At 47.7% G+C, this 14,656-nt stretch carries 17 protein-coding genes; 7 read left to right on the plus strand and 10 right to left on the minus strand.

Annotated elements, in window-relative coordinates; genetic code table 11:
- Window positions 1-97: 97 nt before the first annotated feature.
- From aroF to ACLVWR_RS04635, 3 genes are all read left to right on the plus strand, one after another.
- Window positions 98-916, plus strand: coding sequence for a 3-deoxy-7-phosphoheptulonate synthase (aroF, locus tag ACLVWR_RS04625; protein WP_413583482.1), 819 nt, complete (start codon window positions 98-100; stop codon window positions 914-916).
- Window positions 906-1,628 carry a bifunctional demethylmenaquinone methyltransferase/2-methoxy-6-polyprenyl-1,4-benzoquinol methylase UbiE gene (ubiE, locus tag ACLVWR_RS04630; protein ID WP_413582723.1) on the plus strand — a complete coding sequence of 241 codons (723 nt, stop codon included), beginning with the start codon at window positions 906-908 and terminating at the stop codon, window positions 1,626-1,628. Before aroF ends, ubiE begins: the two co-directional genes overlap by 11 nt.
- A gap of 138 nt (window positions 1,629-1,766) precedes the next feature.
- Window positions 1,767-2,201 (plus strand): hypothetical protein, encoded by a 435-nt coding sequence (locus ACLVWR_RS04635; protein ID WP_413582724.1) that lies wholly within the window; start codon window positions 1,767-1,769, stop codon window positions 2,199-2,201.
- Window positions 2,202-2,278: 77 nt separating this feature from the next.
- Here ACLVWR_RS04635 and ACLVWR_RS04640 read toward each other — a convergent pair whose 3' ends face one another.
- The 9 genes from ACLVWR_RS04640 to ung all read right to left on the minus strand — a co-directional run bounded on the left by ACLVWR_RS04640 (window position 2,279) and on the right by ung (window position 10,837).
- On the minus strand, window positions 2,279-3,343 hold the full coding sequence (locus ACLVWR_RS04640; RefSeq protein ID WP_413582725.1) for a branched-chain amino acid aminotransferase: 1,065 nt from the start codon (window positions 3,341-3,343) through the stop codon (window positions 2,279-2,281).
- Window positions 3,344-3,416: 73 nt separating this feature from the next.
- Window positions 3,417-3,635 (minus strand): hypothetical protein, encoded by a 219-nt coding sequence (locus ACLVWR_RS04645; RefSeq protein ID WP_413582726.1) that lies wholly within the window; start codon window positions 3,633-3,635, stop codon window positions 3,417-3,419.
- Between the two features lie 75 nt (window positions 3,636-3,710).
- Window positions 3,711-4,610, minus strand: a complete 900-nt coding sequence (locus ACLVWR_RS04650) for a 1,4-dihydroxy-2-naphthoyl-CoA synthase (protein WP_340597754.1) — start codon at window positions 4,608-4,610, stop codon at window positions 3,711-3,713.
- Window positions 4,611-4,620: 10 nt separating this feature from the next.
- Entirely contained in the window at window positions 4,621-5,649 is a 1,029-nt protein-coding gene (aroC, locus tag ACLVWR_RS04655) for a chorismate synthase (RefSeq protein ID WP_413582727.1), read from the minus strand.
- Window positions 5,646-7,472: a shikimate kinase gene (locus ACLVWR_RS04660; protein WP_413582728.1), complete on the minus strand. Its 1,827-nt coding sequence runs from the start codon at window positions 7,470-7,472 to the stop codon at window positions 5,646-5,648. Before ACLVWR_RS04660 ends, aroC begins: the two co-directional genes overlap by 4 nt.
- Entirely contained in the window at window positions 7,469-8,647 is a 1,179-nt protein-coding gene (locus ACLVWR_RS04665) for a 3-phosphoshikimate 1-carboxyvinyltransferase (protein ID WP_413582729.1), read from the minus strand. Before ACLVWR_RS04665 ends, ACLVWR_RS04660 begins: the two co-directional genes overlap by 4 nt.
- Window positions 8,640-9,695 (minus strand): hypothetical protein, encoded by a 1,056-nt coding sequence (locus ACLVWR_RS04670; protein ID WP_413582730.1) that lies wholly within the window; start codon window positions 9,693-9,695, stop codon window positions 8,640-8,642. The genes ACLVWR_RS04665 and ACLVWR_RS04670 overlap by 8 nt, the downstream gene beginning before the upstream one ends.
- 7 nt (window positions 9,696-9,702) lie before the next feature.
- Window positions 9,703-10,119, minus strand: coding sequence for a hypothetical protein (locus ACLVWR_RS04675; RefSeq protein WP_413582731.1), 417 nt, complete (start codon window positions 10,117-10,119; stop codon window positions 9,703-9,705).
- A 52-nt stretch (window positions 10,120-10,171) separates the two neighbouring features.
- On the minus strand, window positions 10,172-10,837 hold the full coding sequence (gene ung / locus ACLVWR_RS04680; protein ID WP_413582732.1) for a uracil-DNA glycosylase: 666 nt from the start codon (window positions 10,835-10,837) through the stop codon (window positions 10,172-10,174).
- A gap of 151 nt (window positions 10,838-10,988) precedes the next feature.
- On the opposite strand from ung, the gene ACLVWR_RS04685 reads away from it, so the two are divergent.
- Window positions 10,989-11,390, plus strand: coding sequence for a hypothetical protein (locus tag ACLVWR_RS04685; protein ID WP_340597761.1), 402 nt, complete (start codon window positions 10,989-10,991; stop codon window positions 11,388-11,390).
- Between the two features lie 52 nt (window positions 11,391-11,442).
- Entirely contained in the window at window positions 11,443-12,402 is a 960-nt protein-coding gene (locus ACLVWR_RS04690) for an aldo/keto reductase family protein (RefSeq protein ID WP_413582733.1), read from the plus strand.
- Between the two features lie 35 nt (window positions 12,403-12,437).
- Here ACLVWR_RS04690 and ACLVWR_RS04695 read toward each other — a convergent pair whose 3' ends face one another.
- Window positions 12,438-13,346, minus strand: a complete 909-nt coding sequence (locus ACLVWR_RS04695; RefSeq protein WP_413582734.1) for a M14 family zinc carboxypeptidase — start codon at window positions 13,344-13,346, stop codon at window positions 12,438-12,440.
- A gap of 164 nt (window positions 13,347-13,510) precedes the next feature.
- Between ACLVWR_RS04695 and ACLVWR_RS04700 the strand changes: the two genes are divergently transcribed.
- Together ACLVWR_RS04700 and lexA are read left to right on the plus strand one after the other, a co-directional pair.
- A complete protein-coding gene (locus tag ACLVWR_RS04700; protein WP_340597764.1) occupies window positions 13,511-13,729 on the plus strand; it encodes a hypothetical protein in 219 nt (72 codons plus the stop codon).
- 160 nt (window positions 13,730-13,889) lie between these two features.
- Window positions 13,890-14,609, plus strand: a complete 720-nt coding sequence (lexA, locus tag ACLVWR_RS04705) for a transcriptional repressor LexA (protein ID WP_413582735.1) — start codon at window positions 13,890-13,892, stop codon at window positions 14,607-14,609.
- Window positions 14,610-14,656: the final 47 nt, after the last annotated feature.

The following is a 14,656-nucleotide window of genomic DNA, read 5'->3' on the forward strand; positions in this document are numbered from 1 at the left end:
CAAGAGGGCCCCCGAGTCCAAAAAGTTTGTAATGCCTAGAGGCGATATGTTATGTTTCCGATCCACAGTGAGAGTTCGTAATATGGAAATCCAAACTATGCAAACAAGTCCCTCAACCCAAATCGTCAATGTTGGCGGGTTCGACATTGGGGGTCCCGAATTTACCGTAATCGCAGGGCCGTGCTCTATCGAGAGCCACGCACAATTTCTTGAAACTGCGTCCGGTGTTAAAGCTTCTGGTGCTCACCTTTTGAGAGGTGGCATTTGGAAAATGCGCACGTCCCCAACCGCGTTCCAAGGCTTGGGCAACTCGGCTTTTGATATGGTTAAAGACGTTTGCAAGCAATTGAACATGAGCCTTGTTTCTGAAGTGACTGACGTTCGTCAAATCGCTGAAGTTTACGATGTGGTTGAATGTTTCCAAGTTGGTTCCCGCTCCATGCAGAACTATGAACTTCTGAAAGAACTGGGCCGTCAAAACAAGCCTGTATTGTTGAAACGTGGTTTGGCTGCTTACATCGAAGAGTGGATCAAAGCTTCTGAATACGTGGTCAAAGCCGGTAACAACAACGTTATCCTTTGCGAACGTGGTATCCGCACTTTCGAAACTGCGACTCGCAACACGCTGGACCTGAACGCCGTTGCTTTCGCCAAGAAAAACACACATCTTCCAGTCATCGTGGATCCTTCTCATGCAGTGGGCATCCGCGCATTGGTTCCGGATCTGGCTTACGCAGCAGCTGCTGTGGGCGCCGACGGTATCATCGTGGAAGTTCATCCTCGTCCTTCCGAAGCACTTTCAGATGGCATGCAAGCCCTGACTTTGCAGGATTTCGAAACGATGATGAGAAAACTGGAAAGAATCCTGGTTGCGATCGACCGCCCTCTTCACAAGGTGACAGCACATGCACACTGAGAAACAAAAACACTCTCCAAATCCTGAAATCATCCGCAGCATGTTCTCTAAGGTTGCTGCGAATTATGACAAGGGCAACAACGTGCTTTCCATGGGTGTTCACCACTTGTGGAGAAAGAAATTGGTTAAGTTCTCTGGCGCAAAATTGGGCGACAGAGTTTTGGACTGCGCCACTGGCACAGGTGACCTTGCGATTGAATTCAAACAAACAGTGGGTTCAGCGGGTCAAGTGACTGGCACTGACTTCTGCGCAGAGATGCTGATCCCGGCTCCGGGCAAAGCGGCTGACAAAGGCCTTGATATCAAGTTTGAACAAGCCGATGTCACTCAGCTGAACTATGCTGATGACTCTTTCGATATCTCTTCCATCTCTTTCGGTATCCGCAATGTTGGCAACCCGGTAAAAGGTTTGTCCGAGATGGCTCGCGTGACGAAGTCCGGCGGTAAAGTGATGATCCTTGAGTTCGGTCAAGTGAACATCCCGTTGTTCGGCGCATTGTACAACTTCTACTCGCAAAACATTCTGCCAAAAATCGGCGGATTGGTGACGGGACAAAAAGATGCTTACGAGTATCTGCAAAAGTCCTCTGCAGCATTCCCATGCCGTGAGGAGTTTGTGGCGATGATGAATGAAACGGGTGCATTCTCCAAGTGCGAGTTCATCACATTGACCGGTGGAATTGCGTACATCTACAAAGGAACTGTGAAGTAATACACTCCCCACAGACGGCTCATTGCGAAAAAAGGCGTTCCCCAAGAACGCCTTTTTTATTTTGTTTTCATCAACCACTTCGCATTGACTCCGACCTCAGAAAGTTAAAAAGTAGTCGCACTTTCCAAGGAGTCTAAAATGAAATGCATTATTGCTGCTGTGTTGTTTGCAGGTTCTACATCTCTTGCAAGTGAGTTCTGCCCGTCTGCTGAAGATTATCAAGCGCACGGTTGGGTTGTGCATAACTCTGAGGACTTTGCCAAACTGGAAAAGACCTTCGATGCCATGCTGACTCAGGGCCAAAAAGACGGCCAGATCGTTGATGATTTGAGCGGCCACATGGTTGTAAATGACTTGGATAATAAAGAAATCATGCTTGCTGTGAAGTCCTTTGAAGACCTGCGCACACCGGATTTGGTGATGTATGGTGATCACGCGACTTACACACACATGGAAACTCAAGAACGCGTGGAAATCCGCTGGTTCAACGGCAAAAAGAATGTCGTGATCAATCCCAAATACATCAAATGCATCACGGGTCAGCCGCCATTCGCTGAAAACGCAATTCTGTAGTTCCTATTCTGAAAACAAGAATAAAAAAAAAGCTGAGATCGCATCTCAGCCTTTTTTTTATTCAGCATTCTGAATTTTTACGTCAGAGGAGAAATCCAATCCATCGAATCAGGAATTGTTCCCTGCTGGATTCCCGTGATTTCACTGTAAAGCTCGGAGCTTAATGGACCCGTTTCGTTGTTATTGATAGTCCAATCTTTCTCGTTGTAGTGAATCACACCAATCGGTGAAATCACGGCTGCAGTACCAGTACCGAAAGCTTCTTTCAGCTCACCTTTACTTAGGCGTTCGATCACTTCAGTGATTGTGATACGTCTTTCAACGATCGGAAGATTTTTCTTCTTAAGAACCTGAATGATCGCATCACGGGTACCACCAGACAAAATACTGCCGTTCAATGCGGGAGTCACAATTTCATTATTGAACACAAAGAACGCATTCATGGTGCCGACTTCTTCAATACCCAAGCGCTCCACATCAAGCCACAAAACCTGAGCGTAGCCCTTCTGTTTGGCCTCCAAAGCGGCCTTCAAGCTGGAGGCGTAGTTCGCCCCTGCCTTAACAGCTCCCAAACCACCTGGTGCTGCACGAAGATATCTTTCCTCTGTCCAGATTTTTACGGGCTTAGCGCCCTCAGCGTAATAAGAGCCCACTGGAGATAACAAAATGAAGAATGTTGTTTCACGGGAAGGACGAACTCCCAAGAACGCTTCCGTCCCGATCAATGTCGGTCGGATGTAAAGGGATGTACCCTTTTGATGTGGAATCCAACGCTCGTCAACTTTCGTCAACTCGTGCAGACCCTGCATGAAAAGCTCCATAGGAGGCGCTTCCAAGCACATGCGTTCTGCACCCTCTGCCAGGCGGTGATAATTGAACTCAGGGCGGAAGAAGACAACACGGCCGTCGTTTTGGCGAAAGGCCTTCATCCCTTCAAACAACGCTTGTCCGTAGTGCAATACCGAAGCTCCCGGATCCACAGAAAGCGGACCATAGGGAACGATAGAAGCCTCATACCAACCCTTGCCTTCAGCGTACTTGGCCACAAACATGTGGTCTGTGAAGTATTGACCAAATCCAAGTTGGTCAGAGGGTGGAAGTGCCTTTGGGGATTTCACAAGCGTAGTAGAGATATTTGTCATGGATTTGTGGTACCTAATTTCACTCCGGGGGTCAAACCTCAGGGCCAATGAAAATGAATTTCGGCAGATTTTTCTATGCGAGCATCACTAAGAAATAGACGCCAGGCCCCACCAATGGGGCCATTCCACCCAATTGATCCAATTGACGGTGATTTAAACCCACATCTTGTTTGTTTTGAGTCTCTGTCTGAGGTTCCGGTGGTTTTGGTGGAGGAATTTTTGGCTGTTCCCGAGTTGGGCAACCCGAGATAAAAAGCGTCATAAAAAGAAGGAGGAGACAACGCCGTTTCATGGCTTTATTCTCCTCCCACTAAATAATAATTTGTACCTAATTCGGTCTGTTTTTTAAAAGCCCTCTAAGACCTTCTTAGTAGTGCCAAGGGAACTTGGAGAAATCGCGATCGCGTTTCTCGACGAAAGCTCCGCGGCCTTCGACTGCTTCTTCAGTACCGTAAGCCAGTCTGGTTGCCTCACCTGCAAACAATTGCTGTCCCACCAGACCATCATCGATCATGTTGAAACCGAACTTCAGCATGCGCATTGCGGTTGGACTTTTCGTGTTCATTTCAGCAGCCCACTCCAAAGCAACCTTCTCAAGATCCTTGTGAGGAATAACGGCGTTCACCATACCCATCTCAAAGGCCTCTTGTGCCGAGTAGTTACGACCCAGGAAGAAGATTTCACGAGCACGTTTTTGACCCACCATACGAGCCAGATAGGCAGAACCGTAACCGCTGTCGAAGCTTGCCACATCCGGATCCGTTTGTTTGAAGATCGCATGTTCTTTGCTGGCCAAAGTCAGATCGCAGACCACATGAAGTGAGTGACCACCACCCACAGCCCAGCCTGGCACAACAGCCACAACGATCTTAGGCATGAAGCGAATCAAACGTTGAACTTCCAGGATATGCAAACGACCCAAGCGTGCAAGGTCCGCTTTACCAGCAGCTTCCTTGTCTTCGTACTTGTAGCCATCTTTACCGCGAATGCGTTGATCGCCACCGGAACAGAATGCCCAGCCGGCATCTTTCGGAGAAGGACCATTTCCAGTGATCAGCACCACACCCACATCAGGAGTCACGCGAGCGTGCTCCAGGGCGATATAAAGTTCGTCCACTGTTTGCGGGCGGAAAGCATTGCGCACTTCAGGACGATTGAAGGCAATACGAACCGTGCCCTGATCTTTAGCGCGATGATAAGTAATGTCTTTGAAATCAAAACCAGGAACTTCAGTCCACCATTCAGGTGTGAAAATATCAGAAACCATAATTGCCCCTTTAGAGTTTGTCTGTTTTAGCCCAGAGGTAGTGGTCTGCCAATACCAGCCATGTCATGGCCTCGAGGACCGGGATTGCCCGTGTCACTATGCACGGATCGTGACGACCTTTTTTCGCCACATCCAAAATCGAACTGGTTGGCTTAAACGAAACTCTTAATAAAATATCCTCGCCTGTCGAAATGCCACCGCGAATACCGCCATAGACTTCCTGATGACCCTGATGAAAATCAGTGCCCGGCACTTTCACAGACTCAAAACCCAAACCCAGCTCAAATCCGTTGGTCGCACCAACGCTCATGAAAGCCTGAGCCAGATCAGACTTTAACTTATGGAATACCGGTTGCCCCAAAGAGGCCGGTGGAGCCTGAATCAGGATTTCAGCGATGCCCCCGTAACTATCACCGCTTTCCTGGGCTTTCTTTAGCAGATCAGCCACTTGCTGATCGTCTTTGGAGGGAAATCTTGCCTGAAAGGAATCCACATTAACATTCTTAACGTTCTTGCGATCCGTATCCGGCAAATCAATGGGACCGATCTGCGAAGCATAACCAATCACTTTGGTGCGCGAACTGACTTCGGTCATCAGCATTTTTGCCACGGCACCTGCCATGACTCGCGAAACGGTTTCACGTCCTGACGAACGGCCGCCACCGCGATGATCACTGTGACCGAATTTATTTTTCCACATATCATCCGCATGACCGGCCCGTGGTGCTTTTTGAATTTTATCATAGTCCTGAGAACGTGCATCCTGATTGCGAACAATAATGGCAATCGGAGTTCCCAAAGTTTTCCCATCGAAAACACCACTCAGAACTTCTGCCTGATCAGCCTCCTGGCGACCGGAAACGATTTGACCTGAGCCGTGATGGCCCGGTCTGCGTCTTTCCAATTCCCGAGTCAAAACTTCAGAATCAAAGTGCACGCCCGCTGGACAGCCATCGATCAAAACCCCAAGTGCAGTTCCATGACTCTCTCCAAAAGAGGTCATCGTAAAACGCGAACCAAACTGATTAGCTGAACTCATGCTTTTTCCTCGCACTCTTTCCAAAACATTCTTTGTTGCTGTGCCTGAGCCACGAACATCTTTAATCCGGACTCATAATTGGCCTTGGCTAGTTGGGCATACTCGCGCCCCACAGAGTCTTCTTTGTAATTTAAATCAAATATCATAGCCGGCGTCCAGTCAGCCGGTGGCATGTAGGTATCATCCACTCTGGGAGCCGCCCAAATAACCACTTTCGGATTTACGCCGTCCGCAGACTCTGACCCTTCACGCAACTCCCCCGTTCGAGCCGAGTAATAACTGGCGTGGGGAAGTACTTTTTCAATCATCGGCAAAGTTCCGCCACCGCCCCACACTGCAATCTCTTTTTGCAGCGGCGCCAGCATTCCCACGCCCTCGATCAGCTCCACAAAGCCCGCTTCATCCGTGGAGGTTCCCATCCACTTGGAAGTCTTTCTATTGAAGTACAAAGTGTTCACCGCGGGAAGTGTCGGATGGTAGCACCATCTGGCCGCGCGCTCTTTGTGAGGCGAGGTCACAGCTGCATACTGCAATCCCAACTCCTGCAAAATCGGCATCGCCACGTCCCACTCTTCACGAGAAATACGGATTGCAAATACCGGCAGGTTCCGTGATGCAAAAAAATCTGAATGCTCGACGGGAGTAAAGCTGTGATCGACCGGATCTCCCAAAACCGCGGCAAAACTTTTCGCTGCTATTGGAGTCATCATCCAATGAAATAAACTTGGCTGGTCACCAGCACTGCCTTGGCCCTCGCGCCAGAAGTTGATCATCTGACGGCCTTTTTGCAACAAGCGGTACCAGGCCCAGCGACCATCCTTTGAACGCGGCAGGAAGCTGCGGGAATCATCCTGCTCCTGTTGCCACTTGTTCAAACGCTGCAGATCAGAAAAGCTTTCAATCAACGGAGCGAATTTAAGATGCCCCACTTCATTCTCGAGCTTTTGCAAATCAAAAAGATGAACACTTTCGTGGGCGGATAAAATAATTTTCTCTTTTGCCAGACGATCCAGAACTTCGGTCGGCACACCCAGCTCCAGCGGCCAGTCGATCCATGAGGCTTTTTGCAGAATAAACTGCGCCTTCTCCGAGCTCCACCAATCCGCGCGGTCTTTCACTGCACGGAAAGAGAAAACGATTTTCTCCTCCGGCATCGCCTGGATGAACTGCAGAATCTGGTCTTCATTCAGGAAGTCATCGCGCAATTCAAAATAATCCACGCCCCGGCCGGCATAGCGTTTTTTAAAAAGTTCAAAGCGCTGAGCTTTTTTAAAAACCGAGGATTCCACGGTGATACCACCGGTAATGTTATGCAATTGACCAGAAAGGATTCGTCTTTCCAGCCCCAGCACCTGATGATGATGCTCGAAAATTCCTTCCGGCATCAAATACACTTCATCGGCGACTTCCTGGTAGCGAACCTCACGAGGGCTGGCGCGCTTGATATACTCCTGCAACGGCGACATATCCGGATTCAAACGAGGTCTGTTTAAGAAAATCCGGCCGTCCAAGTCGGTTTGCCGCTTTACCCATAAAACATGCAAATCCGCAGGTACAGTCGTCACATCAAAGCCCGCACCCAAGACTAAAAAAATATCGCGATAAGGTTTTTGCAACACTTCCAGGAAAATTTGTTTTTCCATTTCCCGAAAATAGGCTTCCCCGTGCTCCAAAAACAATTCGCGAATGGTTTTCCCTATGCGCTTCTCGATCTCATCATCCAAATCCAAATATGCAACTTCCGGATGGGACATGGTCAGCTGCATGCGCTTGACCAAATCCGTTTTTCCCGTGCCGCGATGACCGATGATGAGTGTGATCATGGTTTGATTCCAATCATGTCCCAGAATTCCGGGAAGCTTTTGTTGATGGCCTCTGGATGCTGTATTTTAATTTGGTGACCTTTTAGTTTCATCAGAACCGCAGCCATCACCATGCGATGGTCCTCGTCAGGATTGAAAACGACACCTTTTTTCAGTGATTGTTGTGGATTACCATGAATTATCATGCCGTCCTCCAAAACCTCATGCTGAATGCCCAACAAGGTTAACAGGTCCGCCACTTTTGCGATACGGTTTGATTCCTTGGCCACCAGTTGCGGAGCTCCATGCAATTTGGAGGTGCCTTCAGCAAAGCTGCACACAACCGCCAACACCGGAAATAAATCCGGGCATTGAAACAAGTTCCATTCCACAGCTTTTAAATGCTGAGGCTTTCTGACTGTTAAGGTTCTTTCATCCAGATCAACCTGCGCGCCCATTTTTTTGAAGATGTCCACAAACACCTTGTCCGGCTGTTGTGTTTGCTCAGGATAATTTTCGATCACCGATTCACCAGCAAGCACACCGGCCGCGGCCATCGTGAACATCGAACTCATGTCGGCTTCCACATCGAAAGACAATTTTTCCAGGCGCTGTCCCATAGGAACCAGATACCCGGTCGGAGTCTGTTTGATCCGAAGACCCATTTTTTTAAGCATTTCCAAAGTCAGCAGAAAGTAACTTTCAGAAACTTTGCTGCCCACCAATTGAAATTCCAGATCGAAATCCAATAGCCATGAATTTAAAATCAAAGCTGATGCATATTGGGAGGATTCCGTCGTGTCGACTTTGATCACGCGGTTTTTAAACTTTTTCCAGCCTTCGCTGACGATATGCATTTCATTTTTTTTGATCTGCGCCTGAATCCCCAGCTGTTGCAATAAATCGATCAGACCATGCTGAGGGCGCGACATCAGACGAGGAGTTCCTTTTAAAATATGCACGCCGCGAACACGGGAGGCCCGCAAGGCCATGAACCGAAATGTGGTTCCGCCCTCACCGCAATCAATGCGACTGCGTTCTTTGATTCCCTTCAGTCCCTCACGCATAAAGCGCACATCATCGCAATCCGCGAATCCGTGTAAATCCAACACCGGAAAATAACTTTTAACAATCAATGCGCGATTGAAGACGGATTTGGAACCAGGAATGCTCCCTTGAAAACGAAAATCAGCCATGAAGCTCCTCTTCACGCTGACGACAAAGCTCGATCAACAGATCGTCCACTGTCACTTCCTGAATCACCGTCTTTCCAGGTTTTTTAACAAAAACAAAACGCAGCGTTGCCGCTTTCGTTTTCTTTTTATCGCTTAACAACAGTCGACGGTATTCCGCAAGGTCACTGCTTTTGACTGAAATCAGATCATCCCGCAATGGAGACAACAAGAATCCCATCACCGGCTCACCGAAAAGACGAGACGCCTCGGCGGGCTTCATGACTTTTTTCTGCACACTGAAGCGCAGGGCAAAATTCAAACCGTAATTGATGGCGATTCCATGGGGGAGTTCGTAATGGCTTTCCAGCACATGACCGATGGTATGTCCCAGATTCAGGACATGACGAATTCCTTTTTTCTCATGGGGATCTTTTGCAACCACTTTGTATTTTGCGTGAACGGCCGCTTCCAGATACTTCCACAAAGTTTTGGAGTTTATCTGTTTTTCTTTCGCCAACGAAGACCAAAGTTTACCGCCCTCGATCAGGGAAATTTTAATCAACTCACCAAAGCCCTCAAAGGCCCGGGCTTCAGGTTGGGCCATCAGCACAGTGCGAACCATGATAATCTGATCTGCAGGATAAAAAGTCCCGATCTGATTCTTGGCCCCACCAACATTAAGAGCTGTCTTGCCACCGTGAGCTGAATCAATGGCCGCCAGCCAGGTGCTTGGAATATTAATCAGGCGCACACCGCGCTTCAAAATACTGGCAACAAAGCCACCAAAATCCCCAACACTTCCCCCACCCACAACCACGACAGTCAGCTTCTTCACTGAAGTCTGCTCGGTCAACTTGGTGATCGCTTTGATATGGCGGGGAAACTGTTCGATATCTTTTAGGTGCTCACCGGCTTTCACCGGATACTTTAAGGAAATCCCTTTCGCCCATTTTCCGAACGACGGGGATTTTTGTGCCAGGATCTGATCGTAAATCAGAAGAATTTCCTCCCCCAGCTTTTTTACCGGGGGAAGTTCGTTGGAAAAAACAAGCGTGCTTTGTAACTTCATTTTAAGATTACTTTTGCTCAGCGTATTCAGCTTTGGCTTTGGAATACGAGTCAGTGATGGAGTCCCAGGCTTTGCTCATGCCATCTTTCATGTGACCCCAGGCTTTGCCAGAGCTTTTTTTCAACTGCGCCAGATCCTTGGTCATGCCATCTTGTTTTTTCTCAAGGCTGTTGATTTGCTGATTCATTTCATTTTTGGCTTCGCCAGTTTTCGCAGCTGCGGATTTTTTCAGTTCTGCGATCTCTTTTTTCATTTCAGCAAGTTTTGCTTCCATCTCTTTTTGGAAAGCTTCTTGTTGTGCTTTTGTATAGTTCACAGCCGAAGCTGCTGCTTCAGATGTTTTTTGTTTTACATCTTCAGATGTTGTAGCGAATGAAGGTTGGAATGCGGCAAGTGCGATGAAAAGTGCGAAAACAGATTTCATGAAAGTCTCCTTGTAATTCAACTTGTAATTCAAGGAGACCAGTTTACATGTCCTAAAGGCTCCAGTCCACAGGCTCTTTGCCCTTGGACGTCAGATACTCATTGGCTTTTGAGAAGGGCTTTGTTCCAAAAAAGCCGCGATGTGCCGACAATGGCGACGGATGCACCGACTCAATGACAAAGTGTTTTTTGCGATCCACGAAAGCCGCTTTCTTTTGGGCATAGGCTCCCCAAAGGATGAACACCAGGTTTTCACGCTCTTCGTTAAGCACGTGAATGACTCGATCCGTGAACTGTTCCCACCCTTTGCCCGAATGGGCTGCCGCTTTGCCGTCTTCGACGGTCAAAACTGCGTTAAGCAAAAGCACACCGTGCTCCGCCCACTTCATCAGAGATCCACTTTTAGGAATCTCGACACCCATATCACTTTTAAGTTCTTTAAATATGTTTAAAAGAGAGGGAGGAAAACGCACGCCCTCGCGGACTGAAAAGCACAAACCATGGGCCTGGCCAGGACCGTGATAGGGATCTTGCCCCACAATCACAACCTTCACCTTATCCAGAGGCGTCAAATTAAAAGCTGCAAAATACTCATCTCCCTGAGGGTAAATGGTTTTCCCCGACTTGGATTCCTTCTGCAGAAAAGCTGTCAGCTTCTTCATCGAATCGTTGTCGAGCTCACTTTGTAATCTTGATTTCCAGCCAGCTTCTAATTTCATTACGTCTCACAATGACACACATCTTTAGTCCAGGTCTGCGATTCTAAATCAAACCTATTGGTTTTCAAATTATTTTTCATGCCGACGCCAACTTGACCAGACAAATTCCAACCCCATTGTTAAACTGATAATAAGGAAAAGGAGGCCGCCTATGACGAACCTTCAAAACCCCACCATTCAACTTATTGAAGAAAACCCGGAAGTTAAGTCGTTCATCTATCAAATGATCAACGAGTTTGACGGCTTTGTGACGCCGGAAACAGTGGTCACAGTCGTTGCCCGGAATCCTAAAAAACTCGCGCTTCAGTATGAAACAGAGGGCAAGGAGTTCGATCGTCGCGATTTGAGCAAATTGTTTCGCATTGCGATTGTCCTCACTGAAGGCGACGCCAAAGTCGAAGCCGAAGGAGTCCACAGCGACATCTTTCTGGCGATCAAGTTGGCAAAAGACAACTTGATGCTGAAGTTGATGGAAATCCAGGACTCCGTTGTGAGCCATCAAGATCGGTTGGTTGAAATCAACCACTACTTACAGCCACCTGTCCTGCACTAAGCTTTACTCTCACCCTCTTCAGTCGGAAGATCTCCACTGAAGGGAGTTTTTTATGTCCAATCAAAACATGTCCTTTCGCAGTATGGGCCGATGCGGCCTTAAGCTTTCCACTTTTTCGTTGGGAGGCTGGACGACCTTCGGTGGCTCCGTCAAAGACTTCACTTCCATTCGCAGCATTCTTCATCATGCCTATGAATCGGGAATAAATTTTTTCGATATTGCTGATGTCTATGCCAAGGGTGATGCCGAACGCATGATGGGCGGTGCCTTGAAAGAACTCCCCCGCCATGAACTGGTGATCTCTTCAAAAGTTTTCTGGCCAATGAGTGAAAACATCAACGATAAGGGCCTTTCACGAAAGCACATTCTGGAATCCGTGAACAGAAGCCTGCAAAGAATCGGCACTGAGTACTTGGACATCTATTTTTGCCATCGCTTTGACGAAGACACTCCGGTTGAGGAAACCATTCGCATCATGGACGATCTGATTCATCACGGAAAAATTTTGTATTGGGGCACCAGCGAATGGACTGCTGAACAAATTCAGGAAGCGATGGATGTCTGTGACAAGCGTGGCTACTACAAACCGCAGGTGGAACAACCACAGTACAGTCTGATCGCGCGCCAGAAATTTGAATCCAACGCACAACCCAAGGCACTGGAACACGGGATGGGCCTGGTCACCTGGTCGCCACTGGCTTCGGGATTGCTGACCGGGAAATATGATGGCGGCATCACCGAGGGACGTCTTGCCCGTATGGATAATCTTCGCGAATCACTTTACAACGAGCAGAATGTAAATCGCGTAAAGCAGATGAAGAAAATCTCTGACGCCCTGGAATGTTCGCGCACGCAGCTGGCATTGGCGTGGGTGGCAGCGCAACCGGGCATGAGCAGTGTGATTCTGGGAGCAACTAATGTGGAGCAGTTGCAGGAAAACCTGGGCGCACTGAAAGTGAATATCACGCCGCAAGTGGATCAGGATTTGAAAGAAATTTTCACACTCAGCTAAAAATAAAAAACCCGCTTCGCAGCGGGTTTTTTCGTTTATTGATTCACATCAAAAGCCAGGGGGAGATATTTACTCGGAGGATTTGCCGAGGAAGTATTGGAGGCTTTTCTTGCCGCATCCAGTTTCACCAGCGTACCGATGATATCCTGAAGCTTATCAAACGGTGCCAGATTCGGCGGAAGATTTTCCTTCAACTCCATCGTCAACACCGGAGTGTTGCGCTCCATCCACATATAGCGACCCAAGCTGCCCGGATAATTCCCCAAGGATTTCCACGGAAGATAATCGAACTTCGGTGGCGGAGAAAATTTCGGACCATCAAAATCCAACACCTTCAACGGCGTATGAACAGAGACGATGAAGTCAGGCTTGAAATCATCAATGTGGTGAATCGCACATTTGGTTTCAGGCTCACTACCGCCCTCTTTACCCGGGAAGCGACGAGGATTTTCTTTCGTTGATTTTTTCCACGCATCGACAGCGCCTACTTCCCAATCTTTTGTTGGGAAATTTCTATTCACATCAATTTTGTTCGCATTGGTGCGGGTTTTGTACTTAACACCATCCGGATTCATGACGGGAACGACTCTCCAGGAATTTCTTGGATCAATTCCTTCCAAGCGCTCCATCCAATAACGTCCCACAGTGCCCGCATGTGTTTCATCACCATGGATCAAACTGATAACCAAAACTTTCTTGGACCCCAGTTCGCTGGACATTTTATCGTAGTGATAAATAGGTCTGCCCTCAACGCTCACACATTGTGGATCCATAACTACTTTGGCACATGCTTGCTTCAATAGTTTGTCATCCCACGCCCCTGGGAATTTTTTAAGATCATTCACGCAGGTCTCTGAAAGATTAGTGAACTCTGCTTGGGCAGCATTAGTTCCTGCGAGAATACATATCAAACTTGCTATTAGGTAACGAAGTGGCTTCATCATTACTTTCTATTATCCCACGTCTTTAAATTCTCTCAAGATGAGAAAACGCCTTTTTTTGCGCCAATCTGAGAAAGGCTAGAAAACGACTAAAGTCTTACCGCCAAACGTCCGTAATGTAAAAGGTGTGATTTTTAGCACCCATTGTTGTGTTTTAGGAGGATGGTATGGTTAACAAAGGTAGTTTTAGTTTTGTCGCGATGTTGGTAATAAATCCCGTCGTGATACTCTTCTACCAAAACTGCTCGATGACGCCGGTCAGTCACGCGCAAAACAGCCCTCCGGCTACAGTTTCTCGCCAAATTGCATCTGAAGCGAAGCCAGAGATTGCCAAGCTAGATACAGTCTGTGACGAGGCTAAAAAAGAATGCCCTCGCAAAGAATAATTCGCACTTAATATTCTATAAGAACCACTAAATAAATGGCCCCAGCAGTCGCCACTGTTGGGGCTTTCCAATTTATCGATGGCGCAGATCGTAAAGCAGAAAACTGGACCATTTTCTTTTTGACTTACATATTATTTACACTGTAGGTTGTATGTAAGTTATGACAAAGAAATTGCCCCTCCCATCACTGACGCCTAAAGAAAAATCGGTTCTCGAGTACATCGAGGCCCACATCTTAAGTTCAGGTATTTCTCCGTCATATCAGGAAATTAAGGATCATTTTGGTCTAGCCTCGTTCAATTCAGTTCAGAATTATCTGAAACAATTAACGACCAAAGGCTATATCACCAACCCGGTGAACCAAAAAAGAGCCATCCAAGTGCTTCATTCAGCTTCGGCTGTTCAGGATCACTTGCAAGCAAAAGTCTCGACGACGACGGGATCTCATCGCACTAAGCTCCTCCAGGCTCGTGACGAGATCCTGTCCCTTCCCTTACTTGGGAAAGTAGCAGCGGGTCAGCCAATTGAAAATTTCAAACACGATGAGTTCGTTGATGTGCCACCTTCAATGGTACGCAACCCTTCCAAGTCTTTTGCTCTTAAGGTTCAAGGCGATTCAATGATCGAAGATGGCATCTTCGATGAGGATATCATCCTTGTTCAGGAGCAGAAGTCCGCGGGCAATGGCGATATCGTCGTGGCGACAGTGGACAATGAAGCGACCGTGAAGCGCATTTATCTGCGCGCCCGTCCCGAAAGTGGTGCTTCCGAAAAACAGGTTGAGCTGCGTCCATCAAACTCAACCATGAAGTCCATGTGGTACTCACCTGATCAGGTCGAGATTCGCGGGATTGTTGTGGGTCTTATTCGCAAATTCTAATCCCAGTTTAAGACGGTGCTGTCGCTCAGTTCATTTATATCGCCTTC

This window comes from Bdellovibrio sp. HCB288 (assembly GCF_047305935.1).
GTDB lineage: Bacteria > Bdellovibrionota > Bdellovibrionia > Bdellovibrionales > Bdellovibrionaceae > Bdellovibrio.

Bases quoted from the DNA above. Each gene is read 5' to 3' on its own strand.
- ubiE (WP_413582723.1), top strand. From the start codon at position 906: ATGCACACTGAGAAACAAAAACACTCTCCAAATCCTGAAATCATCCGC.
- aroC (WP_413582727.1), bottom strand. From the start codon at position 5,649: ATGAGTTCAGCTAATCAGTTTGGTTCGCGTTTTACGATGACCTCTTTT.
- ACLVWR_RS04670 (WP_413582730.1), bottom strand. From the start codon at position 9,695: ATGAAGTTACAAAGCACGCTTGTTTTTTCCAACGAACTTCCCCCGGTA.
- ACLVWR_RS04695 (WP_413582734.1), bottom strand. From the start codon at position 13,346: ATGATGAAGCCACTTCGTTACCTAATAGCAAGTTTGATATGTATTCTC.
- ung (WP_413582732.1), bottom strand. From the start codon at position 10,837: ATGAAATTAGAAGCTGGCTGGAAATCAAGATTACAAAGTGAGCTCGAC.
- lexA (WP_413582735.1), top strand. From the start codon at position 13,890: ATGACAAAGAAATTGCCCCTCCCATCACTGACGCCTAAAGAAAAATCG.
- aroF (WP_413583482.1), top strand. From the start codon at position 98: ATGCAAACAAGTCCCTCAACCCAAATCGTCAATGTTGGCGGGTTCGAC.
- ACLVWR_RS04700 (WP_340597764.1), top strand. From the start codon at position 13,511: ATGGTTAACAAAGGTAGTTTTAGTTTTGTCGCGATGTTGGTAATAAAT.
- ACLVWR_RS04665 (WP_413582729.1), bottom strand. From the start codon at position 8,647: ATGGCTGATTTTCGTTTTCAAGGGAGCATTCCTGGTTCCAAATCCGTC.
- ACLVWR_RS04685 (WP_340597761.1), top strand. From the start codon at position 10,989: ATGACGAACCTTCAAAACCCCACCATTCAACTTATTGAAGAAAACCCG.
- ACLVWR_RS04645 (WP_413582726.1), bottom strand. From the start codon at position 3,635: ATGAAACGGCGTTGTCTCCTCCTTCTTTTTATGACGCTTTTTATCTCG.
- ACLVWR_RS04660 (WP_413582728.1), bottom strand. From the start codon at position 7,472: ATGATCACACTCATCATCGGTCATCGCGGCACGGGAAAAACGGATTTG.
- ACLVWR_RS04635 (WP_413582724.1), top strand. From the start codon at position 1,767: ATGAAATGCATTATTGCTGCTGTGTTGTTTGCAGGTTCTACATCTCTT.
- ACLVWR_RS04650 (WP_340597754.1), bottom strand. From the start codon at position 4,610: ATGGTTTCTGATATTTTCACACCTGAATGGTGGACTGAAGTTCCTGGT.
- ACLVWR_RS04640 (WP_413582725.1), bottom strand. From the start codon at position 3,343: ATGACAAATATCTCTACTACGCTTGTGAAATCCCCAAAGGCACTTCCA.
- ACLVWR_RS04690 (WP_413582733.1), top strand. From the start codon at position 11,443: ATGTCCAATCAAAACATGTCCTTTCGCAGTATGGGCCGATGCGGCCTT.
- ACLVWR_RS04675 (WP_413582731.1), bottom strand. From the start codon at position 10,119: ATGAAATCTGTTTTCGCACTTTTCATCGCACTTGCCGCATTCCAACCT.